Annotated in this window: 24 protein-coding genes; 10 read left to right on the top strand and 14 right to left on the bottom strand. The window is 67.4% G+C overall.

The features are described 5' to 3' along the window. Positions 1–13 precede the first annotated feature (13 nt). Both JWS14_RS16040 and JWS14_RS16035 read left to right on the top strand, forming a co-directional pair. Positions 14–1,186, top strand: a complete 1,173-nt coding sequence (locus tag JWS14_RS16040; RefSeq protein ID WP_072944537.1) for a CaiB/BaiF CoA transferase family protein — start codon at positions 14–16, stop codon at positions 1,184–1,186. Between the two features lie 66 nt (positions 1,187–1,252). Beyond that, positions 1,253–1,972, top strand: a complete 720-nt coding sequence (locus JWS14_RS16035; protein ID WP_206013768.1) for a nitroreductase — start codon at positions 1,253–1,255, stop codon at positions 1,970–1,972. Between the two features lie 4 nt (positions 1,973–1,976). Here JWS14_RS16035 and JWS14_RS16030 read toward each other — a convergent pair whose 3' ends face one another. The 8 genes from JWS14_RS16030 to JWS14_RS15995 form a co-directional block, all read right to left on the bottom strand. Next, on the bottom strand, positions 1,977–2,672 hold the full coding sequence (locus JWS14_RS16030) for a helix-turn-helix transcriptional regulator (RefSeq protein ID WP_206013767.1): 696 nt from the start codon (positions 2,670–2,672) through the stop codon (positions 1,977–1,979). Positions 2,673–2,710: 38 nt separating this feature from the next. Beyond that, positions 2,711–4,117: an MmgE/PrpD family protein gene (locus tag JWS14_RS16025; protein WP_206013766.1), complete on the bottom strand. Its 1,407-nt coding sequence runs from the start codon at positions 4,115–4,117 to the stop codon at positions 2,711–2,713. Between the two features lie 129 nt (positions 4,118–4,246). Further along, the gene (locus JWS14_RS16020) at positions 4,247–5,056 is read right to left on the bottom strand and encodes an IclR family transcriptional regulator (protein ID WP_241031363.1); all 810 of its coding nucleotides are present in this window, start codon (positions 5,054–5,056) and stop codon (positions 4,247–4,249) included. Positions 5,057–5,088: 32 nt separating this feature from the next. After that, on the bottom strand, positions 5,089–6,579 hold the full coding sequence (locus JWS14_RS16015) for an aldehyde dehydrogenase family protein (RefSeq protein ID WP_206013765.1): 1,491 nt from the start codon (positions 6,577–6,579) through the stop codon (positions 5,089–5,091). Positions 6,580–6,674: 95 nt separating this feature from the next. Then, positions 6,675–7,697 carry a zinc-dependent alcohol dehydrogenase family protein gene (locus JWS14_RS16010; RefSeq protein ID WP_338051166.1) on the bottom strand — a complete coding sequence of 341 codons (1,023 nt, stop codon included), beginning with the start codon at positions 7,695–7,697 and terminating at the stop codon, positions 6,675–6,677. Then, complete coding sequence (locus JWS14_RS16005; RefSeq protein ID WP_206013764.1) at positions 7,694–9,661, bottom strand: hydantoinase B/oxoprolinase family protein; 1,968 nt, start codon at positions 9,659–9,661, stop codon at positions 7,694–7,696. Before JWS14_RS16005 ends, JWS14_RS16010 begins: the two co-directional genes overlap by 4 nt. 5 nt (positions 9,662–9,666) lie before the next feature. Further along, positions 9,667–11,706 (bottom strand): hydantoinase/oxoprolinase family protein, encoded by a 2,040-nt coding sequence (locus JWS14_RS16000; protein WP_206013763.1) that lies wholly within the window; start codon positions 11,704–11,706, stop codon positions 9,667–9,669. Positions 11,707–11,720: 14 nt separating this feature from the next. Beyond that, positions 11,721–11,939 (bottom strand): hypothetical protein, encoded by a 219-nt coding sequence (locus JWS14_RS15995; RefSeq protein WP_206013762.1) that lies wholly within the window; start codon positions 11,937–11,939, stop codon positions 11,721–11,723. Positions 11,940–12,183: 244 nt separating this feature from the next. Here JWS14_RS15995 and JWS14_RS15990 point away from each other — a divergent pair, with 244 nt between their 5' ends. Then, entirely contained in the window at positions 12,184–13,149 is a 966-nt protein-coding gene (locus tag JWS14_RS15990; RefSeq protein WP_206013761.1) for an AraC family transcriptional regulator, read from the top strand. 84 nt (positions 13,150–13,233) lie between these two features. Next, a complete protein-coding gene (locus JWS14_RS15985; RefSeq protein ID WP_206013760.1) occupies positions 13,234–14,112 on the top strand; it encodes an alpha/beta fold hydrolase in 879 nt (292 codons plus the stop codon). 19 nt (positions 14,113–14,131) lie between these two features. Here the strand turns inward: JWS14_RS15985 and JWS14_RS15980 are convergent, their stop codons facing one another. Next, entirely contained in the window at positions 14,132–14,824 is a 693-nt protein-coding gene (locus JWS14_RS15980; protein ID WP_072944554.1) for a GntR family transcriptional regulator, read from the bottom strand. Positions 14,825–15,077: 253 nt separating this feature from the next. Between JWS14_RS15980 and JWS14_RS15975 the strand changes: the two genes are divergently transcribed. Next, positions 15,078–16,364: an MFS transporter gene (locus tag JWS14_RS15975; RefSeq protein WP_206013759.1), complete on the top strand. Its 1,287-nt coding sequence runs from the start codon at positions 15,078–15,080 to the stop codon at positions 16,362–16,364. Between the two features lie 60 nt (positions 16,365–16,424). Here JWS14_RS15975 and JWS14_RS15970 read toward each other — a convergent pair whose 3' ends face one another. Both JWS14_RS15970 and JWS14_RS15965 read right to left on the bottom strand, forming a co-directional pair. Further along, entirely contained in the window at positions 16,425–17,543 is a 1,119-nt protein-coding gene (locus JWS14_RS15970; protein WP_206013758.1) for an NDMA-dependent alcohol dehydrogenase, read from the bottom strand. Positions 17,544–17,580: 37 nt separating this feature from the next. Next, positions 17,581–19,065: an aldehyde dehydrogenase family protein gene (locus JWS14_RS15965; RefSeq protein ID WP_206013757.1), complete on the bottom strand. Its 1,485-nt coding sequence runs from the start codon at positions 19,063–19,065 to the stop codon at positions 17,581–17,583. 143 nt (positions 19,066–19,208) lie between these two features. Between JWS14_RS15965 and JWS14_RS15960 the strand changes: the two genes are divergently transcribed. Together JWS14_RS15960 and JWS14_RS15955 are read left to right on the top strand one after the other, a co-directional pair. Next, on the top strand, positions 19,209–20,003 hold the full coding sequence (locus tag JWS14_RS15960; protein ID WP_206013756.1) for an N-acyl homoserine lactonase family protein: 795 nt from the start codon (positions 19,209–19,211) through the stop codon (positions 20,001–20,003). A 32-nt stretch (positions 20,004–20,035) separates the two neighbouring features. Beyond that, on the top strand, positions 20,036–20,929 hold the full coding sequence (locus JWS14_RS15955) for a LysR family transcriptional regulator (protein ID WP_206013755.1): 894 nt from the start codon (positions 20,036–20,038) through the stop codon (positions 20,927–20,929). Here the strand turns inward: JWS14_RS15955 and JWS14_RS15950 are convergent. Genes JWS14_RS15950 through JWS14_RS15940 form a run of 3 tightly spaced genes read right to left on the bottom strand, consistent with a single transcriptional unit; the run spans position 20,869 to position 22,875 of the window. Next, on the bottom strand, positions 20,869–21,738 hold the full coding sequence (locus JWS14_RS15950) for a LysR family transcriptional regulator (protein WP_206013754.1): 870 nt from the start codon (positions 21,736–21,738) through the stop codon (positions 20,869–20,871). The genes JWS14_RS15955 and JWS14_RS15950 overlap by 61 nt on opposite strands. A gap of 34 nt (positions 21,739–21,772) precedes the next feature. Next, the gene (gene fabG / locus JWS14_RS15945) at positions 21,773–22,516 is read right to left on the bottom strand and encodes a 3-oxoacyl-ACP reductase FabG (RefSeq protein WP_206013753.1); all 744 of its coding nucleotides are present in this window, start codon (positions 22,514–22,516) and stop codon (positions 21,773–21,775) included. Continuing rightward, positions 22,513–22,875 carry an AMP-binding enzyme gene (locus JWS14_RS15940; protein ID WP_206013752.1) on the bottom strand — a complete coding sequence of 121 codons (363 nt, stop codon included), beginning with the start codon at positions 22,873–22,875 and terminating at the stop codon, positions 22,513–22,515. Before JWS14_RS15940 ends, fabG begins: the two co-directional genes overlap by 4 nt. A 229-nt stretch (positions 22,876–23,104) precedes the next feature. On the opposite strand from JWS14_RS15940, the gene JWS14_RS15935 reads away from it, so the two are divergent. From JWS14_RS15935 to JWS14_RS15925, 3 genes are read left to right on the top strand one after another with little or no spacing between them, the layout of a single operon-like run. Beyond that, positions 23,105–24,274: an acyl-CoA dehydrogenase family protein gene (locus tag JWS14_RS15935; protein ID WP_206013751.1), complete on the top strand. Its 1,170-nt coding sequence runs from the start codon at positions 23,105–23,107 to the stop codon at positions 24,272–24,274. Between the two features lie 3 nt (positions 24,275–24,277). Further along, positions 24,278–25,501, top strand: coding sequence for an acetyl-CoA C-acetyltransferase (locus JWS14_RS15930; protein ID WP_206013750.1), 1,224 nt, complete (start codon positions 24,278–24,280; stop codon positions 25,499–25,501). Positions 25,502–25,545: 44 nt separating this feature from the next. Beyond that, the gene (locus JWS14_RS15925; protein WP_206013749.1) at positions 25,546–25,998 is read left to right on the top strand and encodes a MaoC family dehydratase; all 453 of its coding nucleotides are present in this window, start codon (positions 25,546–25,548) and stop codon (positions 25,996–25,998) included. Position 25,999: the final 1 nt, after the last annotated feature.

The raw sequence follows: 25,999 nt of genomic DNA, 5'->3' as shown, positions 1-25,999 counted from the left end.
CGGAGGCATACCCATGCAGCACAAGCCGCTCGACGGGATCCGCATCCTGGAGATCGGGGGTTACATCGCCCTTCCGTTCGCCACGTCGATCCTGTGCGCTCTCGGCGCAGAGGTCGTGAAGGTGGAGAAGCCCGTCGTCGGGGAGGACTTCCGTCGCCACCAGAACGACGGCAGCCCCTACTTCCGCCAGTACAACACCGGAAAGCGGAGCCTGTCGATCGACCTGAAGCATCCCGAAGGCATCGCGCTGGTCAAGGCCCTCGTGCCGCACTTCGACGTGGTCCTCGAGAACCTGCGGCCGGGCAAGTTGGCGGCGCTGGGCCTCGGACCCGACGAGTGCCGCGCGCTGCGATCCGACCTCGTCTACGGGTCGGTGACCGGGTTCGGCTCGGGTGGTCCGCTGGCGAGCCGCCCCGCCTACGACACGATCGGGCATGCGTTCGGCGGTCTCTACTCCCTGTTCGGCGACGACGCCCGGCCCCAGCTGGCCGGCGGGCTCAGTGCGGACCTGATCACCGGACTGAGTACGGCCACCGGCGTCCTCGCGGCGCTCGTCGGACGGCTGCGCACCGGCGCGCCGCAACACATGGAGACGTCGATCATGGAGGCCGTCAGCGTTCTGGCGACCGACGGGATCACGCAGTCCTTCGAACTGGGATACGATCCGAGCAGGCAGAGCAGGCATCCGCAGGCGCAGAACTTCTGCGTCAAGACCGCCACCGGCGAGTATCTGGCGGTCCACCTGTCGTCCTCGCAGAAATTCTGGCGCTCGCTGTGCACGGCGATGAACCGGATGGATCTCACCGAGGATCCCCGCTTCGCCGAGTACCGCCCCCGGGAGTCGAACTACCACGAGCTGGCCAAGATCGTCGAAGCCGAGTTCGAGCAGCAGTCGCTGCAGCACTGGGAGGATGCCCTCTCCGCTGCGGACGTGCCGTTCGCCCCAGTGTTGTCGATGACCGGATTCGTCGAGCACGAGCAGGTGGAATGGCTCGAACTGGTCGAACGGCAGCAGGACGGGCTGGCGCTCATCCGGCCGCCGTGGCGGTTCGCGGGCGAACGCCCCGATCGGGCGGGCACCGCGCCGCGGGTCGGCGCCGACAGCCGCGACGTCGCCTCGGAGGTGTACTCCGCCGAGCAGATCGACGACCTGGTGCAGGCGGACGTTCTGTTCGTCGAACCCTGAGCCTGACCGGTGCCCCGACCCGGGACGCGCATATTCCGTATTCGAACAACGATGGGTGAGTGATCGATGACTGCCGATGTATCGACCGACGGCATCGCGGTGGGTCCCGTCGACGATGAGTCCGCCGTGCTGGAGAACCTGCTGGCGACACGGTGGAGTTGCCGCGCGTTCGAGCCGCGCGAGGTTCCGCGCCCGCTCATCGAGCGCATGTTCACGCTGGCGCAGAGGTCCGCGTCGTGGTGCAACACGCAGCCCTGGCAGGTCATCGTGACCAGCGGTGCGGGAACCGAGCGATTCCGGGACGGTCTCGCGGAGTACGCGAGTGGGCACGGTGCCGCCTTCGAATTCGATCCGCCTGCGGAGTACCGCGGGGTCTACCGCGACCGGCGCCGGGCGAGCGGGTGGCAGCTGTATCAGGCCGTGGGAGTCGAACGCGGTGACCGTGCCGCGTCCGCACGCCAGTCGTTCGAGAACTTCCGCCTGTTCGGCGCCCCGCACGTCGCGATCATCACGACCGATGCCGAGCAGGGCGTGTACGGCGCGGTGGATTCCGGGCTCTACCTCGGCACCCTCCTGCTCGCGGCGCGGAGCCTGGGGATCGCCACGATCCCGCAGGCCGCCCTGGCGAGCCAGTCTCCCTTCATCCGTGAGCATTTCGGTATCGCGGACGACCGCAAGATTCTGGTGGGGATCTCCTTCGGCTACGCCGACCTGGACCACCCGGCGAACAGCTACCGGACGGCACGCGCGTCGCTCGACGAGGTCGTCACCTGGCAGGACCGATAGCGCCCTATTCGGTTGCCGTGGAGGGTGTATCGGTTGCGGTCATGATCGCAAGCAGTTGCAGAGCCTGCTCGGACGGTGACTGCGGTTCTGCGGTGTACCCGACGAGGGACAATCCGTCCGCACCGGTGATGTCGAAGACGTTGTAGGTCAGCGACAGGTCGCCGACGTCCGGATGCCGGAACTGTTTGACACCGTGCCGATGAGCCTTCACGTTGTGGGCGGCCCATCGGGTGCGGAATTCTTCGCTCCGAGAGGCGAGTTCGCCGACGAGTCCGGTGACGACTGTCGAGTGGGGCGAGTGTGCGGCCTCCACCCGCAGCAGGGCCACGGCGTCGTCGGCCGCGGTGTTCCACTCCGGGAACACGCCGTCGGGGATCTTCCGGTCGGCCCGCCGCGGGGCCCGCGCGGCACCCGTCGTGGTGCCGGCGGCCCGCACGAGGTCGAACAGGTGCGCCGTTTCTTCCTCGGTGAGCCGCAGTGCCCGGGCGACGGCGTGGAGAACGTCGTCGGAGACTCCGGCGACGTTCCCGCGTTCGATCTGGGTGTAGTACTCGATGCTGACACCGGCCAACTGCGCGACCTCTTCACGCCGCAGGCCCGGTACCCGACGTCGCCGGCCGGGTGGCAGGCCCACTCGCTCCGGGGTGATCTTCGCCCGCCGGGTCATCAAGAACTCTTTGACGTCCTGGGCGATGTCCATGGATCCACAGTAGGAACAGGACCGGGCGCCGGGAAGGGTCAGTTACCCGGCGTCAGCGGCAGGAGCAGGGAGGCGACGACGTCGTCCACCTTGTCGAGGTACAGCACGTCGTGAATCATCGTGTCGACCACCTGCTCGTCCAGCGGATATACCGAGTACGGCACACACTTGCGGAACTTGTCGACGAAGTCCTGCTCGCTGAACGGGTTGTTCGGGTGCCCCTTGACGTAGACGTGTTCGGTGGTGATCGTGCGGCCGTCGCGCAGCGTGGTCGTGAGCCGTGCGCCCCAGTCCGACACGGACGGGTCCTCGGCGACGGAGATCCTCGACATCAGCTCTCGGACGTCCTGACGTTGCCGTGCTTCGTCGGTGTAGGACTGCACGAAGACGCTCTTGTCGATCGCGGCGGTCGCGACGGCGTACGGGAGGCTGAACTGACATTCGGGGACGGTCCGCGGGTGCCACTTCACGTTGGTCGGCTCGCACACGGCGCGCCAGCCGGAGGTGGAGACGTCGATGTGGACGGTGGCGATGTCGTCGGGGCCGAAGCCGTGCGTGCGCATCTGATCCAGGATGCCGTCGATGGAGGAGTGCGAGAAGTAGCAGGCGCTGTACCCCTTGGTCGTGATGTTCGTCGACTCCCAGCGTTCGCCCAGATCCCGGGTGAGTGGCTCCGCGTCCGTCTCCCAGCGAGCGGTGCGCAGGTATCCGTTGGGTCCCGTCAGCACCTCCCGGCGGGGGCCGGTGATGCCCTTCTCCGCGAGGAGGCAGGCGGTGATCGCCGATTGGCAGACGAGGCCGTGGTGCACCCGGACCATCAGGGTGGCCGGTGCGTAGATCGCCATCGTGTGAGGCTGGGTCATCGTGCGGGCGATGCCCTGGGCATTCTCCAGTAGTTCCTGGGAGAAGCCGAGGAGTTTGCCGATGGCGGCGACAGCGCCGAAGATGTAGTGGCCGCCGCAATCGTGGGACTTCACGGCGGTACTGATGACCTTGTAGGCCGAGCCCACGCGGATGAGCGTCTCCTGGCCGACGACCAGCGCCGTCAGGAATTCCTTCCCCGTGACGTCCGGCCGCAGCCCGGTGGCCGCCAGCAGACTGGCCACGATGTATTCGCTGATGTGCCCTGCTTCCTCGTGAAGATCGCCGCAGTCCATCGCCCGGGGCATCGGGCCGATCGCCAGTGCCGCCTCGGCCGCGGGAACGCGGCCACCGTAGAACGGCAGCACCGACTGCGGTGCGCCGCCCTTGTCCTTGACCAGATCCACGATCGCCGGGATCCCGTCCATCCCGGAGCCGCCGATCATCACGGCCATGCAGTCCAGCAGGGTGTGCTTGGCATGCCGGACGACCTCGGCGGGGAGATCGTCGTAGTCGGTCTGCACCGCCATCCGGCACAGGGTGCTCATCGGATCTTCCGAGTTCTGGATCGCGAACTTCGTCATGTCGTCCCTCTTCCGCGTCGAGATGTCGCTGCCGGCAACGCAAGTCGGCGTCCCGGTTCATGTCAGAAGGTCGCGCATGTCCCGGCTCGGGGATAGGGGGATTCTCGCCTACCGAGAAGACGAGTCCGGTCAGGGCACTTCCGTCGCGTGCCGGATCTGCTGCTTCAGCAGCGTCAACCGTGGGCCGTCGGCGGTGCGCGTCGCGCGGGAGATACCGAGAGCGGTGGCGTGCAGCGCGGGCAGCAGGGTCGACGGCGCGTCGGCGCCGAACGCGGTCGTGACCGACAGTGCGCCGATCGCGGTGCCGTCGTCGGCGAGAATCGGCACGGCGACCGCCGTCGAGTCGGGGGAGATCCAGCGGCGGGCGACGACGTAACCGGTGCGCAGGGTCTCGTTCACGATCCGCAGCAGTTCGGCCCGGTCGACGACGGTGTGCTCGGTGAATCGGGTGATCTTGCCGGTCGCCAGGATGTGCTCCCGCACCTCCGGCGGAGAGAACGCGACCAGAACGATGCCCGGGGACGACGCCAGTGCGGGAAGCCGCACACCCGGCTGAGTCACGTTGGTGACACTCGGTTGCCGGGTCGACAGCGTTTCCAGGTTGAGGACGTCGTTGCGGTCGAGTACCGACAGCAGGGTGGGGGCCTGCACCGCCGACCGCAGGTCCTCCATGTACGGCAGGGCGACCTCCCGGAGCGTGAGCGCACTCGACGACCGGGCCACCACCTCCCACAGGCGTGTGCCGATCCGCAGCCTGCGGTCGGGGTCGCGTTCGAGGAAACCCACGTCGACGAGTTCGGCCACGATCCGATGCGCCGACGGCATCGGGATCGCGGTCCTCCGCGCGATCTCCGACGCCGTCAGTGAACCGCCTGCCCCCTTGAACGACTCGAGCACCTGCACGACCCGCTCGATCATCGATTCATTCCGCGGGGGCATCGGTCCTCCTCCATGGCACCTGCCTCAGGGCGCTAGTCGAGGTTGATGTAGACGGCCTTCGGGTAGAGATAGCCTTCCACGTGTTCTTTCGCTCCCTTCCAGCCGTACCCGCTCATCTTGGTGCCGCCGAATCCGATGGCCGGGTCGAGGACGCCGTAGCAGTTGACCCAGATCGTTCCGGCCTTGATGTTCTGCGAGACCTTGTGTGCCGTGGACAGGCTGCGGGTCCAGACACCGCCTGCCAGGCCGAACGGGGTGTCGTTCGCGAGCCGCAGTGCGTCGTCCATGTCGTCGAACGGGATGACCGACGCGACGGGTCCGAAGATCTCTTCCCTGGCGATCGTCATGTCGTTCGACGCGCCGGAGAACACGGTCGGCTCGACGAAGAAGCCCGATGCCAGTTCGCCGCCGAGGCGTTTGCCGCCGCTCGCCAGGTGCGCGCCTTCGCCGCCGCCGACGTCGATGTAGTGCATGACCCGATCGAGCTGCCGTTTCGAAATCAGCGGACCCAACTGGGTATTCGGGTCGAGACCGTCTCCCACGCGGATGGTCTTGGTGAACTCCTGCATCCGTTCGACGAACTCGTCGTGGATCGAACGCTGCACGAAGATCCGTGTGCCGGCGACGCAGACCTGGCCGCTGTTGGTGAACACGCCCATCGCGGCGCCGGGCACGGCCTTGTCCAGATCGGCGTCGGCGAAGACGATGTCGGGCGATTTGCCACCCAACTCCAGTTGCAGGCGTTTGAGGTTGCCGGCCGATGCGCGGACGATGGTCTGCGCGGTGCCGATCGATCCGGTGAACGCGATCCGGTCGACGTCCCGGTGTTCGGCCAGGGCCTGGCCCGCGTCGGCGCCGTACCCGGTCACGACGTTGATGACGCCCTCGGGCACGCCGGCTTCCATCATCAGTTCGGCCACCCGCAGCACCGACAGGGAGGCGTCCTCGGCGGGTTTGAGGACGGCGGTGCATCCGGTGGCGAGTGCCGGGCCGAAGATCCACCACAGGCCGATCAGGGGCCCGTTCCAGGGGATGATGCCGCCGACCACTCCGACGGGGGCGAGGGACTTGAGGGTGAGGAAATCCCCGGGCAGCGAATTCGGGGGTGTCGCGACGGTCGCGGCGTCGCATTGGGACGCGAAGAATTGCAGCACCTGCGAGGTCCACTCGGCGAGTCCGGTGGTCCGCTTCAGCGGCGCCCCCATGTCCAGCGTCTCAATCATCGCCAATTCGTCGAAATTGTCGAGGATGACGTCGTGGATCTTCAGGATCAGCTTGCGGCGCTGATGCGGAGTCCACCGACTCCATTCGCCCTCGAAGGCGCGGCGGGCGGCCGAGACGGCGAGGTCGATGTCCGTCGCGTCGCCGCCGGCGATGCGGCAGAGTACCTGCCCCGTCGCCGGATTGACGGTGTCGATCTGCCGGCCGGAAGTGGCGTCGACCCACTTCCCGCCGATCAGATTCTTCTTCGATCCCTGGATGAAAGCGGGGACGGTGAGCGATGTTTCGTCTTGGGTGAGCAACTCGTTCTCCTCCTCCCGTCTCGGCGGCGGGCCGAAACAGTCGTGGTCGGCCGGTCCGGCCGCGGGCTTCGTCGATGCGGTGACCTGTGCGGGTGTCAGAATTCGAAGACTCCCTTGCCGTCGGATTGCTTGTCGAACCACTCGTACGCCTCGGTGGCCTGGTTCAGCGACCAGCTGTGGGTGTACAGGTCGTCGATGGGAAGCCCTTGCTCGACGATGAATTCGGCGCAGCGCCGCTGCTGGATCGTGGACATCGTCCAGGACGTCATGATCGTCCACTGCTTCTTGTACTGCTCCTCCGTCCGGAAGTGCACCTCGCCGGGGAGTCCGATGAAGCACGCCCGTCCCCACTTGCCGAGGACGCTCAGCGCGTCGGCGCCCGCCACCCCGGATGTTTCCAGGATCATCTCCACGCCCTTGCGGCCCGCGAGATCGGCGATCGTCGCGGACAGGTCGACGTCGGCCGAGTTCACGACCGCGCTCGCGCCGAACTTCCGTGCGCGTTCCAGCCGCGAATCGTTGACGTCCACCGCGATGACCCGGGCGCCGAGCGCCGAGGCGAGCATGGTCCCGGACAGCCCGACCGGGCCCTGCCCGAACACGACCAGCGATTTCCCGCCGACGTCGCCGAGCCGCATGAGACCTCCCCACGCCGTCCCGGTGCCGCAGCCGATCGCGGCGCCCGCCTTGTAGCTGAGGCCGTCGGGGAGCGGCAGCAGAGTCCGGGCAGGCACGACGGCATACGGTGCATGACCGCCGTGGGTGGTGATGCTCATCGTCTGGGCGTTCCCACGGTCGCACATCTGCGGCCATCCGGAGCGACACTGCTCGCACACGTCGCAACCCCAGTAGTGGTGGATCATGACGCGGTCGCCGACGGAGGCCGTGTCGGGCGACACCCCTTCTCCGACAGCGTGTACGTCACCGCAGGGCTCGTGACCCTGGATGGTGTCGGCGCTCCCGCCGAAGGACACCGCGCTCCGGTAGAAATGGAGGTCGCTGCCGCACATTCCGGACGCCCGCATCCGGACGACCACTTCTCCCGGCCCCGGTTGCGGTGCCGGGAAGTCCTTGAGAACGACGCTGCCATCCCCCGGAAAAGTGATTCCCTGCATCATCGACCTTCTTCCTCGTTGCGGAGCGCTGCGGTGGCCTGCACATCGACGCGCAGCCCTTCGGGATCGGACTTCGGGTCGCCGATCACGACGACGCCGTAATCGCGGGCGGCACCGGCGACGCTGACGTATTCGTTGCGCACGTCGGCGAGCACGCGTTCGGGGTCGCGGGCGAACGGGTCGCCCCAGCCGCCGCCGCCGTTGGTCAGGCACCGCAGGATAGAGCCGGTCTTCGTCTGCCACACTTGCCGACTGGCGAAATAGTGGTACTCGCCGTCGACCGGGTCCAGTGTCTTCGTCTCGGGGTCGAGCACTCCGGCGACGGGGACGCTGTCCGCGTAGACGTCGGGTGTGGTGCCCAGCATGCCCGGGCTGTCCGCGCCGTCACGCGGCGGGAAGATCCAGATGGCGCCGTTGGGTCCGGGTTCACCGCCGTTCGCGCCGACTCCACTCGGGACCTTGGTGCGGAACGGCGACAGGTAGTGGCTGCCCTCGCTCAGCCAGAGCGTGTCCTTGAGGTTCGCGGCACCACCGCGGAACGTGCCGGGACCGCCGGTGTCGATCGCGTGTTCCTTGCGCAGCATGACGACCGGGGAGTCGTGCTCGATCGTCTCGGTGGCGGGGTCGAGGTTGTTGAGGAAGAACAGGACGGTGTAGCTGTCGCCGTCGCCTTCCTTCGTGGCCCCCCACGGCCCGTGCTCGCCGCCGCACTGGGTGGCGCTCGTCCACGGGGTTCCGTCGGCGGTCACGCCGGACGCGTTGTGGGTGTTCGTGGAACCGTAGTCGCCCGCGACACCCTTCTCGCCGAGGGCCGGGTTGAGCGCGTCGAAGACGGCGGAGACGACGGCGCCCGACGCTTCCCAGAACATCATGATCCCGCCGTCGGGCGGCAGGGACGACACCAGCGTGCCCGGCGGGGTGGCGAGGTCGATGTTGCGCCAGGTGCCCGAGGTGAACGGCACCTCGGGGTCCAGCAGCATTGTCAATGCCACGCCGACAGCGGTTTTGGCGTCGAGCACCCCACAGTTGATGCACGTGCGAGCCTGCGGCGAGGTGCCGGACAGGTCGACCTCGATGTCCTGGCCGTGCTTGCGCAGCGTCACCTGCACCGTGTAGTCGACGCTGTCGTCGAGGCCGTCTGCGTCGATCAGCGAAGAGCCGGTGTACTCGCCGTCCGGCACGAGTGCGATGGCGTCGCGCATGCGCTCGGCGGACGTGTCGCAGGCGTACGTCAACGTCCCCAGATAGGCGTCCAGACCGTAGCGTTCGATGTTCTCGAGCACGAGTCGCTCGCCGAGTGCGAGTTGCTGGTAGATGCTCTTGAAGTCGGGCAGCAGCATCCCGCCCCACCGGGTGTTGTCGAAGATCAGGCTGAACGTCGAGCGCACCGGTTCGTCCTTGGACCACAACAGCATCGGCGGAATGACGAGACCGTTCTCGTACACGTTCGCCTTCGTGGCCGAGAATCCGCCGGGCACGGTGCCGCCCATGTCGAGTTGGTGGGCGCGCATGTTCACGAACGAGACGATCCTGCCGTCGACGAAGACCGGGCGGATGAAGCACACGTCGTTGACGTGGGTTCCGCCGCGGTACGGGTCGTTGCAGATGAGCACGTCACCGGGGGAGAGGTTTTCGGGCCCGAACTCTTCGACGACGTTCCGTACGGCGTCGCCGAGTGTGCCGAGGAAGACCACGAGGCTGTTGCTGACCACGGCCATCGGATAGTTGTGATCGGGTGGACCGCTGATGGTGCACGCGAAGTCGTACCAGTCGCGGATGATCGGCGAGAACGCCTCGCGCATGAAACCGGTGGACATGTGCTCCACGGTGTACCGCAGCCGGTTGAGGATCACGGCCGCGGTGAAGCGATCGCAGCCGTAGGCGTCGGTGAACGTGGAGTCGGAGATGTCGCGCAGTCGAGTCGGTTCGGCGCCCGCAGAGGCGGGTGTCGCTTCGAGAGTGGTCATGGGATTCACTTCCTCCGGATGATCAGTTCGCCGTAGCGGCCGACGGTGGCGCGCTGCCCGGCTCCGATGTGCGTCGTCGAGAGTCCTTCGTCGACGATGGCGGGCCCTTCCAGAATATCTCCGGCGCAGAGGTTTTCGCGGTCGTAGACGTCGGCCTGCTGTGCGCCCTCGCCGTCGGCGTCGATGTCGCCGAGGTAGCGCAGTACCGTCGTCCGGACCGGCTGAAGGGGTTCGTCGCCGCGCTGCGGAGCTTCGGGGTAGTCGACCTTCGGGGTGTCCAGGACCGCCCGCACCCGGAACGTCACGCCCTCGACGGGCATCGCCTCGAATCGGTTGCCCGAACGGTTCTCGTACGTGTCGTGGAACGACTGGACGATGGTGGTGATCGCGTCGGCGTCGATGGTGCCGTCGGGAACCGGCACGAACGGTGTCTCCCAGCTCTGCCCGGCGAGGTGGGCGTCCATGCTGCGATGGAACGTCACGCCGGTGCCCTCGTCGAGGCCCTCGCGCAGTTGCGATTCCATCTCGCCGAACAGCGCGTCGATGGTCGGTGCCGCATCGGGGGTGAGGATCATGTACGCGCTGCGGTTGGCGGTGAACACCTGGTCCGCGGACAGCAGACCCAGTGCGGAGAACAGGCCGGGATACGGTGGCACGATCACCTGCTTGCAGTGCACCGTGTCGAGCACCGCGGGCAACAGCATCGGCCCGGCGGCGCCGAACGCGACGAGGCTGTAGTCGCGCGGGTCCACACCGTTCTTGATCGCGACGTTGAACACGCCCTCCGCCATGTTGTTGACGGCCATTTCATAGGCGTAGCGAACCTTCTGCGCCAGCGTGAACTCCGAATCGAGGTCCTCGAACGCCTGCCGGGACAGCGCCGGATCGAGGTCCACCGCGCCACCGGCGAACCGGCTGGGATCGATGATGCCGATCATCAGGCACGTGTCGGTGGTGGTCGGCTGGGTGCCGCCGCGCCCGTAGCAGGCCGGTCCGGGGGAGGATCCCGCGCTGTCCGGGCCCACCTGGATCTCGCCTGCGGGGCCGATCGCGACGATGCTGCCGCCGCCGGCGCCGATGCTGGAGATGTCGTTCGCCAGGGCGTTGACGACGAGGTCGTGCTCGAGTTCGAAGCTGGTGTTGACGAACGGTTCGCCCGCCGTGACGACGCTGATGTCGATGGACGTGCCGCCGACGTCCGCGCAGAGCAGGTTGTTCTCGCCGATCAGCCCGCCGAAGTGTGCACATCCGACGGTGCCGGCGGCGGGCCCGGAGAAGACGATGCGGAAGGGCAGTTCCATCGCACGTCCGGACGGGACGAGGGTGGCGGCGCAGTCGGCGAAGTTGAGTTCCCCGCTGAAGCCGAGGTCCGCGAGTCCCTTCTCCAATTTGGCGGTGTAGTCGGTGTAGATGATCTTCATCAGCGTGTCGATCACCGTGGTCGAGGCCCGTGCGTACTCCTTGGCGAGCGGGGAGACATCACTGGAGATCGAGCAGGGCACGTCGCCGAGGACCTCGCGGACCAGTTCGCGCAGCCGGACCTCGTGCGCCGGGTTCACGTACGCGTTGATCAGACAGATCGCGACACCGGTGACGCCGCAGCGCCGGAGCACGTCCAGTTCGGCGCGGGCCTGCGCTTCGTCCAGTTCGAAGAGCACGCCGCCGTCGGCCGTGATCCGCTCGTGGATGCCGCGCCGCAGGTACCGCTGGACGAGCGGCCGGGAGGCGTCACCGAAGCTGCGACGCCAGCGCGAGTCCAGGATGGCGTGCGCCGGGCGCCACACCCGCCCCATGTCGAGGATGTCGCGATGACCCTCGGTCGTGAGAAAACCGATCTTGGGCAACCGCCGGGTGATCACCGCGTTCAGGCCGTGCGTGCTCGCGTGGTTGAACACGCTCGCGTCCTCGACGCCGAGTGCCGCGGCGCCCTCGAGGACGGGTCCGAACACCTCGGTGTAGTCGGTGGTGACCTTCGCGGTCTGGATCTTGCCGTCGCGCAGGGCGACTACGTCGGTGAATGTTCCGCCGACATCGACTGCAATCATCGTGGAATCCTTCGTCAGAGCAGGTCGGTGAGAAGTTGGATGGGCCCGAGCCGGGACCACGGGGAGCGGTCCAGGGACAGCAGGCACTGCTGGCATTTGACGACCTGGAACCAGCCGCCTTCGGATACCACGGGGTAGCGGCGGAGTTCTTCAGCGCCGCATCGCGGGCAGTGGCCGTCGACGGGGGTTCGTTCGAGAACCGGGGTGGGTGGGCTGTCGTGTTCTTCGGACATGGTGGGCACAACTCCAGGTGCTCTCGGAGACGGGAGCGCAGGTGCGCTGGTCGTCACGACGCTATGGGGGTGGGATCTGCGTCACAATCCTTCTGGCGAAGGCCGGCATCCACTTTCCGAACGCCGCACGCGGTGCTCATCCGCGGCTACCTGCAGGTTCGTCCCAATATGATGTATTATTCTCACCGGCACTACGGCGGCGTGGGTGAAACCGGCCACGCCGGGTCTCAGGAGGTGGCGGCGCGTGAGCGACCGACAGCTGAACTTCCGCACGGCGGATCTCGATGCCGCGCACGCCCAGGTCACGAAGGCGTTCGCGGGTCACGACGTGCACGTGCCGGACGATCGAGAAGTGGACTTCCGGCTGGATCTCGCGCCGGCCCCGCGCTTGACGATCGGCCGGATGTCGTACGGGGCAGCGGTGACCCTGCACGGGCCGCCGATGCGACTCTGCTACCACGTGAATCTGCCCGTCACCGGTGCGAGCACGGTCGAGCAGGGCGGTGTGCGCCGAAGCTTCGTCGCGGGGGAGGCGGGTGTGGCGTTCGGGCCGCAGGCGCCCGTGCTGGTGCAGTGGAGTGCGGATTCGTGGCAGTACCACATCAAGTTGCCGAAAGACCCGCTCGAGGCGCACGCGGCGAAACTGACGGGCCGCCCGATCGGGGAGGAGATCCGCTTCGATCTGACGTTCGATCTGAGGTCCAGCGCCGCGCAGGCGCTCGTCGCGACCGCCGGGTTCCTGTACGCAGAACTCTCCCGGCCGGACGGCATCTCCACGATGCCCGCTGCCTGCCACGAACTCGAATCGGCCCTCATGACTCAACTGCTCATGACGGTGCCGAGTCAGCTCACCCCGGAACTGCACGGAAAGCCCCCTCACACCCGGCGGTCCAAGATCCGCGAGATCGTGGACTATGTCGACCGGCATCCGGAAGACGACATCACCACGGCCGATCTCGCGTCGATGGCCGGCGTGAGCGAACGCGCCCTGCAGGCGGGCTTCCGTGAGGTGGTCGGGATGTCGCCGACCGCCTATCTCCGGGGTGTTCGACTCGATCGGGTGCACCTCGATCTCGCGTGTGGCTCTTCGGGTTCCGTCACGGATATCGCCGCGCACTGGGGTTTCTACCATCCCGGCCGCTTCGCTCAGCAGTATCGGGCCCGGTTCGGCTTCCTACCCTCGGAGACCGTGCTGCGCTCACGACGCTGAGCCGGGGCTCCGCGTGCCGGTTCGGCCGGCGCGTGTACGGTGAGATTGCTATATATAATGTTTCACACTGCGGCGGGAGGCGGCATGACCGTGGCGGAATCCGTCCGGTGGGAGGTCCTGGAGTTCCGGGGCGCCCACGGCGACAAACTGATCGGCAACCGATGGACGTCCCCTCGCCGGAATCGGGGAACCGTGCTGCTGCTGCACGGCGGCGGTCAGACGCGGCACTCCTGGGAGCGCACCGCGCGACGGCTCGCAGGTGCGGGGTGGCAGGCGATCACGGTGGATGCCCGCGGGCACGGCGACAGCGCATGGTCGGCGACCGGCTACACGCTGGACTTCTTCGTCGCCGACCTCCATGCGACGATCGCGCAGATCGGCACCGCTCCCGTCGTCGTCGGGGCATCCCTGGGTGGGCGGACGGCGCTCGCGGCCGTGGGTGAGCGGCCCGGATCGGTGTCGGGTCTGGTGCTGGTGGACATCGCGCACCGGGTGGACCCGGACGGGCGGGAGCGGGTGAAGGGCTTCATGGCCGGCGCGCCGGACGGGTTCGCCACGCTCGAGGACGTCGCCGCCGCGGTCGACGCCTACCGGTCCGCGCCGCGACGACGCCGGAACCTGGACGGGCTGAGGAAGAATCTCCGGCAGCGGGCGGACGGCCGCTGGTACTGGCACTGGGATCCGCGGTTTCTCGAGTTCACGACGGACGGTGCGAACGTCGACGTCGACCGGCTGTCACGGGCGGCCCGTAACGTCACCGTGCCCACCCTGCTCGTCCGCGGGAAGAAGTCGGACATGGTCACCGCCGAGGCGGCCGCCGAGATCCGCGACCTGGTGCCGACGGCGGAGGTGGTCGAGGTGGGTGCCGGTCACATGGTCGCCGGCGACGACAACGACGTCTTCACCGCTCACCTGCAGGACTTTCTCGTCGGCCGGGTGCGTCAGCAGGTAGTGGACAGCTGACCGGCGAGGGGGTGGGCGATCAGCCTGCGTTCGCCTCGGCGTCGGTATCCCACAGCCCGCGCTGCTCGAGTTCGTCGATCAGGTGATCCGCGCCGTCCAGGATGTGCGACTCCATGATCGTCTTCGCCCTCTTGCCCGCGTGCTTCTTCAATGCATCGAGCAGGAGGGGATGTTCCTTCTGGGTCGTGGTGACATGACCCTCGATGGTGGCGTAGAAGCGGTTCGGAAGATTCGTGACGACGGAACCGAGGAGGCGGGCGAGACGCGGTGAGTCCGCGATCAGGTTGATCTTTCGGTGGAACGCGTGCCCGAGGGACGAAATGCGCTCGGTGTCGCCCTGTGCGATGGCGTCATCGTGCTGCTGCAGGATCCCCTCGAGTTCGGCGATCTGCTGCGGAGTGATGTTCTTCGCGGCCCGTGCGGCCAGTTCGGCGGCCAGCTGAGCCTGGGCCCAGAACAGATCCCGCACGTCCTGCTTCGTGAACGGGGCCACGACGAAGCCGCGCCGGGGGACCATCTCCACGAAGCCTTCGCTCCGCAGGGCGAGGAGTCCCTCGCGGACGGGTGTGGTGCTGACTCCGACGGCTTCGGCGATCCGCTCGATGCGGAGGAAGTCGCCGGCACGCACCTCGCCGGAGATGATCATCTCGCGGACGTACGTGGCAACTTCCTCGGGCAGTTGCTGTCGTCTTGACCTGTCATTCAGGGGCATCGTCGGTCGCACCTTCCCGGATTCGAAAGACTCGACATAATGTACCATCCGCGCCCGCGTGGCCGACCGCAGCCCGGAGCCGTGCCGGAACTATCCGATCGTCAGGGCGCGGGAGCGCGCGTGCCCTCGCGCGAATTCCTCGCAGTCGGGTCGGCCACAGTTCGGAGTCGACATAATCCACGACGCATCATATATTGTTCCGAGTGTGATCTGTGTCGCACCGGCTGTCGGTGCTACGAGCGAGAGGGACCTGATGAGCACAACGAAGGATTGGGCGTCGCGCGTGGGGATGCGCCCGTATCAGATTGCATCCGTGGTCTTCTGCATGTTCCTGAACATGCTGGACGGATACGACGTCCTCGTGATGGGTTTCGCGATGCCGCATCTGCCGGAGGGCTTCGCGACCAATCCGGAGAAGGGCTATCTGATCAGTGCCGCCCTCGCCGGGATGGCGGTCGGCGCGATCGGCCTCGCCCGCTTCGCGGACGTCATCGGCAGGCGGCGCATCCTGTTGGTCGGCCTCGCCGCCAACACCCTGGGCCTGACCGCGTCGGCGCTGTCGAACGGTTTCGCGATGCTCCTGGTGACCCGCTTCGTCACCGGCATCGCGATCGGGACCATCAGCGTCGTCATCATCGTCCTCTGCCAGGAGGTCGTCCCGCCCAATCGGCGAAGTGTGGCGCTCGGCCTGGTCATGGTCGGCTATCCGCTCGGCACGACGCTCGCGGGCTTCGCGGGCGCCGGACTCGTGGCACTGGCAGGCGGCGCGTGGCAGGGCATGTTCTGGATCGGCGCCGCGATGGGGGTCCTGTCGTTCGTGGTGACCGCCGCCTTCCTCCGCGAATCGGACGATTTCCTGGCCCGTAAGGGAACGAAGACGGAACCCGGCCAGGCGATCTCTGCGCCGCAGAGCGAGGTTCGTCTGCTCGGCCGGGAACTGCGGTCGCGCACACTCCTCCTGACGTTCGGATACTCGATGCTCACCGCCGGGTACTACTTCGTCGGCACGTGGACGCCGCAACTGATCAAGAACGCCAGTGGCGACGCGGGGAGCGGTGCGCTGGCCGGCATCATGATCAGCTTCGGTGCGGTGGTCGGAGGTTGCCTGTTCGGCGCGTTCGGGTTGCGGTTCCCCGGCGCGCGGATCGCGGTGATCACCTCGGCCGTGTCCGCCGCGGCGATCGCCGGGTTCGCACTCACGCTGCAGGGACCGTTTGCACTGGCCATGGCCGGACTTCTCGGCGCAGGCACCTTCGCGGCCATGTCCGGGTTCACCTCCACGTCGACGGCGGCGTACCCCGTGCTCGCGCGCGCCAAGGGCTACGGAGCGATGATGGGCGTCGCCCGCGCGGGTGCCATTCTGTCGCCGATCGTCGCGGGGTACGCGCTCAGCGTCATGACACCGCGCGCGATGTACCTCGCCGTCATCGTGCCTCTCGTGCTCGCGGCCGTCGCGGCGATCGCTCTCACCCGCATTACCCGAGACCAGGTCGGCAGCGAGTCGAGTCGGACGGCCCCGGCGCTCGCCACCACCGAATAGGCACGGGGCAAAGAAGGGCCGCTCGGGAGATCCCGAGCGGCCCTTCGTGTGTGCGAGTGGTCAGTCGAACAGGATGACGCCGCGGATGTTCTTGCCGTCCTTCAGGTCCCGGTATCCCTGATTGATCTCGTCGAGCCGGTAGGTGCGCGTGATCATGTCGTCGAGGTTGAGCTGTCCGGCCTTGTACATGTTCAGCAGCCGGTTGACGTCCCACGTGCCGTTCGTCGAGCCGAAGACGCATCCCTGCAAGCGCTTCTGGGAGAGGGTGAGGTCGGCGATCGGGATCGGAAGACCGACGCGGGAATGCTCGCCGACGGCAGTGACGACGACGGTGCCCGCCTTGCGGACCGAGGCGAGTGCCTGGGCGACGTGCTCGGGCTCGAGCACGCCGACGGTGATGACGAGGGCGTCCGCGCCCTGACCATTGGTGTACTGCTTGGCGAGTTCGGCTCCCTCCTCGATGGTCGCGACGGCGTGCGTGGCACCGAACATCTTGGCGCTGTCCCGTTTGAAGGCGACGGGGTCGACGGCGATGACGTGCGACGCGCCGGCGTGCCGGGCGCCCTGTAGCGCGGCGGAGCCGAGTCCGCCGATGCCCATCACGATGACGGTGTGCCCGGGTTCGACGTTGCCGAGGTTCACGGCCGATCCCCAGCCGGTGCTCACGCCGCAGCCGACGAGGCAGGCCTTGTCGAGCGGAATGTCCTTGTCGATCTTGACGACCGAGTTGATGGAGACCGTCGTCGTCTCGAGGAACGTGGAGATGCCGCACATCTGCCCGACCGGGGTTCCGTCGGTCGTCCGCACCCGGAACGTGCCGTCCGTCCAGCGCGGGCCTGCGAGGATCCCGGCGGCGAGATTGCAGAGGCTCTGCAGGTTGCTCGAGCACCAGCGGCAGTGGCCGCAGGACGGGATCGCGGAGAAGACGACGTGGTCACCGACCTCGATGCCCTTGTAGTTGGGGGACGCTTTCGTCACGATGCCTGCGCCCTCGTGTCCGAGCGCGAACGGGTACATGCCGACGGGAATGTCCCCGGTGACGTGATGGTCGTCGGAGTGGCACATGCCGCTCGCGACGAGTTTGACCTGGACCTCGTCGTCGCGGGGATCCTCCAGCTCGAGGTCGATCACCTCCAGTTCGCCGGGGACCTGCCGGATGACTGCGCCGCGAGTTCTCATGCTTCTCCTTGGGGTTGGTGAATGGGATGTGCTCGTGTCAGTCGGCGAGCCGGGTGACCACGGACTTCGTCTCGAGGTACTCGGCGAGCGCCTCGGCGCCGTTCTCGCGGCCCCAGCCGGACTGCTTGTATCCGCCGACCGGCATCTGCACGCCGCCCGCGCGGTGGACGTTGATGCCGATTCGGCTCGCCCGCAGCCGATGAGCGATCGAGTGGGCGCGGGCGACGTCGCGCGTCCAGACGCTGCCGGCGAGGCCGTACTCGGTGTCGTTGGCGGCGGCGACGGCGTCGTCGAGGTCGGTGAACGTCACGACACCCAGCACCGGGCCGAAGATCTCTTCGCGGATCATCGCCATCGACGGGTCGGCGTCGACCACCACGGTCGGTTCGTAGAAGTAGCCGGTGTCACCGATTCGGTTGCCGCCGGAGACAACCCGCGCCCCGGCCGCGACGCCGCTCTCGACGTATCCGTGCACCCGGTCGAGGTGCCGTTGTGAGATGAGGGGCCCGAGGTCGGCGTCCGGGTCGGTGCCGTAGCCGACCTTCAGGTTGCGACCGAACTCGGCGACCCCGTCGGATACCTCGTCGGCGATGTCCCGATGAACGAACAGCCGGGAGCCGGACGTGCAGATCTGTCCGGAGTTCCAGAAGATTCCGGTGGCGACGCCCGGGATTACGGTGTCCAGGTCCGCGTCCGGCAGCACGATCATCGCCGACTTGCCGCCGAGTTCGAGCGAGACCTTCTTGAGGTTGCCCGCGGCGGCGTGCACGATCTGCCTGCCGACGTGGGTCGACCCAGTGAAACTCACCTTGTCGACGCCGGGGTGCGCGGCGAGCGGAGCACCGACCCGCGGCCCGAATCCGGTGACGACGTTGACGACGCCGGGCGGCAACCCGGCGTCGAGGAGCAGTCGGCCTACGGCGAGCGCGCTGAGGGACGCCTCCTCGGAGGGCTTGAGCACGCACGAGCATCCGGCTGCGAGCGCCGGTGCCAGCTTCTGCGCGGTCGCGACGACGGGTGCGTTCCACGGCACGATCAGCGCGGCCACGCCGACCGCTTCCTTGCGGGTGTATCCCTGGAATCGCATTTCCGCAGGGCCGATCTCGACGCTCTTGCCCTCGACCTTGTCCGCCCAGCCGGCGAAGTACCGGAACTGATTGACCGCCTCGCCGACCATGAGGCGCGCCTGGGAGACCAGCATGCCCGCGTCCATGCTCTCCAGTGCGGCGAGGTCGTCGGCCCGTTTCTCCAGCAGGTCGGCGATGCGCCACAGGATCAGCGACCGTTGCTGGCCCGACAGCCGCAGCCAGCGCCCGTCGTCGAAGGAGCGGCGCGCGGCGGCCACCGCGGCGTCGACGTCGGCTTCGGTGCCTTCGGCGACCCGGGCCACCTGTAATCCGGTGCCGGGATCGATCGCGGGAAACGACGCGCCCTCGGCCGCGGGCACCCAGGAACCGTCGATCAGGAGTCGTTCCGGCTCGATGAGTTCTTTCAGTGCCTGCGCACCCGTGGTCGATGTCATCTGCTACCTCCGACTGGTTCCTGCCCTATGGTGCATAGTACAGAATATATAAAACCAGTTGTGATGCACGGTGCTTTGTATATCATGCGTGACGCGGCTCACGCGGTGCCGCGACTTCCCTTCCGGGCTCGAGGAGGCACGACGTGGCCAGTTCCGGCACCATCAAACATTTGTGGGCGCTCGACGCACCCATGCTGAAAGTCGACAAAAGCATCATGATCCTGGGCGCAGGTGGTGAACTGGTGTCGCTGCCCTCGCCTTCGTTCCTGATCGAGCACGCGGAGCACGGACTGCTCATTTTCGACACCGGCCTCGCCGGGGCAGGCGATCCCGCGTCCACCTACGGCCCGCTCGCCGAACTGTTCGCGATCGAATTCCCCGCCGAGCGTGCCCTCGACCGCCAGTTGGAGTCGCTCGGATTCTCCACGGCCGACGTCGAGCGGGTGGTGATCTCGCATCTGCACTTCGATCACACCGGCGGCCTCGAGCATTTCGCCGGGGCGCAGGGATACATCGGATCCGGAGAGCTGCGGTACGCGCGCACACCCGACAATCACGTCACGGGCTTCTTTCGGCAGGAAGATCTCGACGCGGCCGAGAGGATCGACTGGTGCGAAGTGCCTGCCGGATACGACCACGACGTGTTCGGCGACGGCAGCGTCGTCGTGCTGTCGCTGCCCGGGCACACGCCGGGTTCGCTCGGGCTGAAACTCCGCCTGCCGGACGGCAGCACGCTGGTCCTGTCCGGCGACGTCGCGCACATCCAGGACAACATCAGCTGCTGCGTCGGCATGCCCGCCGACTCCGATACCGTCGGCGCGATCGAATCGCTGAAGAAGCTCAAACTGCTTCGCAGTCAGCCCAACACGACCGTGGTGGTCAACCACGACATCGACGACTGGAATCGCCTCCGCGCGAACGGGCGGCAGGTCGTCTAGGCCCCGGACCCCGTGGTCGCTAGACTCGGGTGGTGGACATCCGGGACGCCGAATACCTGGTCGCCGTGGCCGATCACGGCAGCGTCACCGAGGCTGCGCGGGCGCTGTTCATCGCGCAGCCGTCGCTGTCGCAGGCGATCCGCACTCTCGAACGCGATCTGGGTGTCGAACTGTTCGATCGCGGGGGACGGAAACTGCGGATCACCCCGGCGGGCGCGTCGTTCGCGCATGCGGCGCGGCAGGTGCTCGCGGACGTCGCGCGGGCTCGAGCCGTCGTGCACGATGTCGCCGAACTGCGGTCGGGCACGCTCACGATCGCCGTTCTCAATTCGCTTGCTGCCGATCCGCTTCCGCGTCTCGTCGGCCGATTCCACCGGCAGTTTCCGAGTGTGGTCCTGTCCACGGTGTCGGCGGACGGTCCCGACGGCGTCGGCCGCGCGGTCCGGTCGGGGGAGTGCGACCTCGGGCTCACCGAACTGCTCGTCGACCAGCAGGGCCTCGAGTTCCGGACGGTGGGGGACCAGGAGATCGTGCTCGCACTGCACGCCGATCTGGCGATCGAACTCCCCGATCCGGTGCCCGTCGGCCTGCTCGCCGACATTCCGATGATCGTCGAGATCGGGTCGCGCCCACGACTGCCGGTGAACAACATCGCCGTCGAATGTGCGCATCGCCAGTCGATGTGGGAACTGGTGGTCCAGGGGGCGGGGGCGACCCTGCTCCCGCGGCGCGTCGCCGAGCAGGAACTACCGGGCGTCGTGGTCCGCTCGCTCGCGCCGCCCGAGGTGCGCACCGTGGGGATCGTCCACCGGCCGGATCCGCTTCCGCCTGCCGCGGCGGCGTTCATCACTGCGCTCGACGAAACTCACGGCGCGAGCGTGCCGAGGAACGCGCGTCCGGCGGGCGAGAGCCTGGCCTCGTCGTAGATCACCCCGTACGGGGCGGTGATCGGCGGGTCGAGTGGGCAGATTCGTGCTCCGCCGCCGGCGGCCCGCTCCGCAAGGGTGCGTTCCATGAACGACATTCCGACACCCTCGACGACGAACGCGCCGACTGCTTCCCGCTGCTCGACGACGGCCGACAGGGTGGTCCGCCTTCCCGCGGCCTGCAGTGCCTTCTCGATGACGGTGCGCGAAGACGATTCCTTGGGCAGCCCCACCACGGGAATGTCCGGAAGGTCGTCGAGCGGGAACGGATCCCGCCAGGTGATCTCGGCGTCGTGCGGAACCACCAGCCAGTATTCGTGGGTTCCGAGGACGCGGGTCGTCAATCCTGGTGCGGAAAAAGGAAAATGACTGAAGGCGATCTCGCAGTGTCCGTCTCGGATCAGCGACGCGACGACGTCGACCGGACGCAGGTCGGCGAGCCGGACGACGACACCCGGATACTGCTTACGGAAGGACCCGATCAGTTCCGTGACAGGGCCTTCCGCGACGTGCGCCGACGCGCAGATGTCGAGGCGGCCGCGCGGCAGCCCCGAGACGTCGACCAATGAGCTCTCGGCGGCCACCAGGTCTCGCACGATCTGCCGCGCAGGACCGACGAACGCCTTTCCCGCCGCGCTCAGCACGAGGCCGCGGCCCACGCGGTGGAACAGGTCGACACCGAGGTCACGCTCGAGATTGCGCAGCCCCTTCGACAACGACGGCTTCGTGACGCCCAGGGCCTCGGCCGCGAGCGCGAGGCCGTCGTTGTCGACGGTGGCGAGAAAGTACTCCACGTGACGCGACTCCACCAGTGAAGACTACTGCGTGAAGTCGCGCCGGCTGTCAGATGTGACGTCCGCCGGTGACTTCGAGGACGGTGCCCGTCATGTAGCTGGACAGGTCGGACGCGAGGAACAGTGCAACGTTCGCGATCTCCTCGGGCTCGGCGCCGCGGCCCATCGGGACCTCCTTGAGCTTCGCCTCGATGATGTCGGCGCGCAGGGCCCGGATCATGTCGGTGTTCACCACGCCGGGCTGGATCGCGTTGACCCGGACGCCTAGGTGGGCGACCTCCTTCGCGGCGGCCTTGGTCAGGCCCACCATGCCGGCCTTCGCGGCGCTGTAGTTGGTCTGCCCGACCATGCCGACCTTGCCGGAGATCGACGAGATGTTGACGATCGAGCCCTTGCCCGCCTCCCGCATCGCGATCGACGCGATCTGGGTGCCCAGCCACGCGCCCTGCAGGTGCACGTCGATGACGGAGCGGAAATCGGCGAGCGACATCTTGCGCAGAGTCGCGTCGCGGGTGATGCCGGCGTTGTTGACCCACACATCCATCGCGCCGAAACTGTCGAGCGCCGTCTTGCCCAGATTCTGCATCTGGTTTGGGTCGGTCACGTCACAGGCCACGGCGACGGCCTGGAAGCCGTCGGCCTCGAGCTTGGCGGCGGCGCCCTTCACGTTGTCGGCGTGCATGTCGCCGAGGACGACCGATGCGCCCTCGCTCGCGAACTTCCTGGCCATCTCGAAACCGATGCCCTGGGCTGCGCCCGTGACGACGGCGACCCGTCCCTCGAGAAGTGTCATGTGTGTGTTCCTTCCTCAGTTGTACGAACGTCTTCGGCGTGCGGGTTCAGGCGGTCGCGCAGCGCGGACCGCAGGACCGCACCCCGCGGGGACAGGGGCAACTCGTCGACGAACACCACTTCCCGCACCTTCTTGTACGGCGGCACCGCGGCGGCCACGAACTCGATCAGTTCCTCGGCGGTCGGGTGCGCGGCGTCCGCCACCACGAACGCGACCGGCATCTCCCCGACCCCGGGGACGGAGCGGCCGACCACCACGGCGTCGTGAACGCCTCGCCGTGACAGCAGCAACTGTTCGAGTTCCTGCGGATCGACGGTGTAGCCCTTGTAGAGGAGTGCATCCTCGGGTCTGCCAACCATGTCGAATATCGAATTCCATCTCGCCGGGAGTTTGTTTGTTCGCGAATACGCCCGAATTGAAATCCGGGCGGTCGACATCTATTCAAGTGCCTCGGACGGCCGTGGTCAAAGACGCGGAAGGAAACCGACAGTTGCCTTCTTCCTATGGGTCGTAAACAGCCTCTGTGCTGGGATTTCTCGTTCGGAGGGCGCGCTTGACAGCGGGGCCTGGTTGCTGGATATTCACCTCATGGCTGAACGTGAAGTGAATGACGAAGACTTCAAGGACATTCTCGCGCAGACGAGGACCTTTATTCAGAAGGAAGTAATTCCCAGGGAAAATGAAATCGCGGAAAAGGATCTGATTCCGGACGACATTCGCCGTAAGGCGGCGGAGATGGGTCTGTTCGGGTACGCCATCCCGCAGCAGTGGGGCGGGCTCGGACTCGATCTCACGCAGGACGTGGAAATGGCGATGGAGTTCGGGTACACGAGCCTGGCGTTGCGGTCGATGTTCGGCACCAACAACGGGATCGCCGGCCAGGTGCTGGTGAATTTCGGTACGGACGAGCAGAAGTCGGAATGGCTCGAGCGCATCGCGTCCGGCGACGTGGTCGCCTCGTTCGCGCTGACCGAGCCGGAGGCCGGATCGAACCCGGCGGGCCTGACCACGCGCGCCGCCCTGAAGGACGGCAAGTGGACGATCAACGGCACCAAGCGGTTCATCACCAACGCGCCGCTGGCCGATCTGTTCGTCGTGTTCGCGCGCACCCGTCCCGCCGACGAGACCGGCACCGGCATCGCGGTGTTCCTCGTCCCCGCCGACACCGCCGGTGTCGTGGTCGGGCCGAAGGACAAGAAGATGGGCCAGGAGGGTGCCTGGACGTCCGAGGTGGCGTTCGACGACGTCGTCGTCGCCGAGTCCGCGCTGGTCGGCGGCAGTGAGGAAGCCGGCTACCGCGCCGCCATGACGTCTCTCGCCCGCGGCCGCGTCCACATAGCGGCGCTCGCGGTGGGCAGCGCCCAGCGTGCGCTCGACGAGTCCGTTGCCTTCGCGGCGGTCACGAAGCAGGGCGGCACCCCGATCGGCGACTTCCAGCTGGTGCAGGCCATGCTCGCCGACCAGCAGGTGGGCGTGTCCACGGGCCGCGCGCTGGTCCGGGACGCGGCGCAGAAGTACGTCAGCGGCGAGGACCGCCGGATCTCCCCGTCCGTTGCGAAGCTGTACTGCACGGAGATGGTAGGCAAGGTCGCCGATCTGGCGGTGCAGGTCCACGGCGGATCCGGATATATGAGAGACGTTCCGGTGGAACGGATCTACCGTGAGGTCCGGCTGCTGCGCCTGTACGAGGGCACCAGCGAGATCCAGCGCCTGATCATCGGCGGCGGCCTCGTCCGCGAAGCCAAGAAAGCACTCTGAGCCATGTACCACGCAGTGATCTGTGAACCTGTCCGCACCCCCGTCGGGGGATTCGGCGGCATCTACCGCGACATCCCCGTCACCACCCTCGCGTCGACGGTGCTGAAGGGCCTGATCGAGCGGACGTCGCTGACGTCCGAGGACATCGACGACGTCATCTTCGGTCAGGGCTACGCCAACGGTGAGGCGGCGGCCATCGGCCGGATCGCTGCGCTCGACGCCGGTCTCGACGTCACCGTGCCCGGCATCCAGCTCGACCGCCGGTGCGGCTCCGGACTCCAGGCCGTGATCTACGCGGCCATGCAGGTGCAGACCGGGATGAGCGATCTGGTGATCGCGGGCGGCGCCGAGTCGATGAGCCAGACCGAGTTCTACAGCACCGGAATGCGCTGGGGCGTCAAGGGCGCGTCGGTGGAGTTCCACGATCGGCTGGCCAAGCCCCGCACCAACTCCGGCGGCGTGAACTTCCCCGTCGAGGGCGGCATGATCGAAACCGCGGAGAACCTCCGCCGCGAGTACTCGATCACCCGCGAGGAGCAGGACGCGTACGCCGCCGAATCCCATGCGCGTGCGATCCGCGCGCAGGACGGCGGTCTGTTCGACGCCGAGACGATCCCGGTGACGGTGCCCGGCAAGCGCGGCAAGGACCCTGTCGTCCACACCACCGACGAGCACCCGCGCCGCGACGTCACCGTCGAATCGCTGTCGGCGCTGCGGCCCATCCGGTCGCGCGTCGACCCGGAGGCGACCGTCACCGCGGGCAACGCGTGCGGCCAGAACGACGCTGCCGCGGCCGCGATCGTCACCACCCCCGAGAACGCGGAACGTCTCGGCCTGCGCCCGTTCGCCCGGCTCGTCAGCTGGGGCGTCGCCGGCGTGGAGCCGAACCGGATGGGCATCGGCCCGGTTCCGGCCGTCGACAAGGCCCTCACCCGGGCGAAGCTCACCCTGAACGACATCGATCTCCTCGAGATCAACGAGGCGTTCGCGGCGCAGGTGCTGGCGTGCGCACGGGAGTGGAAGTTCGACGAGTCCGACATGCGAGACCGGTTCAACGTCAACGGATCCGGCATCTCCCTCGGTCACCCCGTCGGCGCCACCGGTGGCCGCATCCTGGCCAACCTGCTCCGCGAACTCGACCGCCGCCAGGCCCGCTACGGCATCGAGACGATGTGCATCGGCGGCGGCCAGGGCATCGCGGCCGTATTCGAGAACGTGAACATCTGACCGTCCCCACCCTGCCCGGTACCGGGCCGACCCGAAGAGAGCTCATGCGCGTATTTCAGAACATCGACGACGTCGAAGCCGCAGTCGGTGAACATCTCGGCCACAGTGACTGGTTCGAGATCACGCAGGACCGCGTGAACATGTTCGCCGACGCCACCGGCGACCACCAGTGGATCCACGTCGACCCCGAGCGTGCCGCCGAGGGCCCGTTCGGCGCCCCCATCGCCCACGGCTACCTCACGCTGTCGTTGCTGCCGAAGCTCGGAGCCGACCTGATGCGCGTCGAGGGCACGAAACTGACGATCAACTACGGCCTCAACAAGGTTCGCTTCCCGAAGCCGGTGAAGGTGGGAGCGTCGATCCGGGTCGGCGGCGAGATCGCGGCGTTCGAGCACACGAAGCAGGGCGCGCAGGTCGTCGTCAAGTACACCATCGAGATCAAGGGCGAGGACAAGCCGGCGTGCGTCGCCGAGACCGTCCGCGTCCTGGTCTCCTGAA

Source organism: Rhodococcus koreensis (genome assembly GCF_017068375.1).
In the GTDB taxonomy this organism is placed as follows: Bacteria; Actinomycetota; Actinomycetes; order Mycobacteriales; family Mycobacteriaceae; genus Rhodococcus_F; species Rhodococcus_F koreensis.
Note: the sequence above shows the minus strand (reverse complement) of the source record. Positions and strands in the feature narration are given on the sequence as shown.

Coding starts and splice junctions, on each gene's coding strand:
- JWS14_RS15930 (WP_206013750.1), top strand. CDS start 24,278: ATGTACCACGCAGTGATCTGTGAACCTGTCCGCACCCCCGTCGGGGGA.
- JWS14_RS16000 (WP_206013763.1), bottom strand. CDS start 11,706: ATGATTGCAGTCGATGTCGGCGGAACATTCACCGACGTAGTCGCCCTG.
- JWS14_RS16020 (WP_241031363.1), bottom strand. CDS start 5,056: ATGCCCCCGCGGAATGAATCGATGATCGAGCGGGTCGTGCAGGTGCTC.
- JWS14_RS15935 (WP_206013751.1), top strand. CDS start 23,105: ATGGCTGAACGTGAAGTGAATGACGAAGACTTCAAGGACATTCTCGCG.
- JWS14_RS16030 (WP_206013767.1), bottom strand. CDS start 2,672: ATGGACATCGCCCAGGACGTCAAAGAGTTCTTGATGACCCGGCGGGCG.
- JWS14_RS16035 (WP_206013768.1), top strand. CDS start 1,253: ATGACTGCCGATGTATCGACCGACGGCATCGCGGTGGGTCCCGTCGAC.
- JWS14_RS15980 (WP_072944554.1), bottom strand. CDS start 14,824: ATGCCCCTGAATGACAGGTCAAGACGACAGCAACTGCCCGAGGAAGTT.
- JWS14_RS15940 (WP_206013752.1), bottom strand. CDS start 22,875: ATGGTTGGCAGACCCGAGGATGCACTCCTCTACAAGGGCTACACCGTC.
- JWS14_RS15970 (WP_206013758.1), bottom strand. CDS start 17,543: ATGAGAACTCGCGGCGCAGTCATCCGGCAGGTCCCCGGCGAACTGGAG.
- JWS14_RS15995 (WP_206013762.1), bottom strand. CDS start 11,939: ATGTCCGAAGAACACGACAGCCCACCCACCCCGGTTCTCGAACGAACC.
- JWS14_RS15925 (WP_206013749.1), top strand. CDS start 25,546: ATGCGCGTATTTCAGAACATCGACGACGTCGAAGCCGCAGTCGGTGAA.
- JWS14_RS16040 (WP_072944537.1), top strand. CDS start 14: ATGCAGCACAAGCCGCTCGACGGGATCCGCATCCTGGAGATCGGGGGT.
- JWS14_RS16010 (WP_338051166.1), bottom strand. CDS start 7,697: ATGATGCAGGGAATCACTTTTCCGGGGGATGGCAGCGTCGTTCTCAAG.
- JWS14_RS15965 (WP_206013757.1), bottom strand. CDS start 19,065: ATGACATCGACCACGGGTGCGCAGGCACTGAAAGAACTCATCGAGCCG.
- JWS14_RS15975 (WP_206013759.1), top strand. CDS start 15,078: ATGAGCACAACGAAGGATTGGGCGTCGCGCGTGGGGATGCGCCCGTAT.
- JWS14_RS16025 (WP_206013766.1), bottom strand. CDS start 4,117: ATGACGAAGTTCGCGATCCAGAACTCGGAAGATCCGATGAGCACCCTG.
- fabG (WP_206013753.1), bottom strand. CDS start 22,516: ATGACACTTCTCGAGGGACGGGTCGCCGTCGTCACGGGCGCAGCCCAG.
- JWS14_RS15985 (WP_206013760.1), top strand. CDS start 13,234: ATGACCGTGGCGGAATCCGTCCGGTGGGAGGTCCTGGAGTTCCGGGGC.
- JWS14_RS16005 (WP_206013764.1), bottom strand. CDS start 9,661: ATGACCACTCTCGAAGCGACACCCGCCTCTGCGGGCGCCGAACCGACT.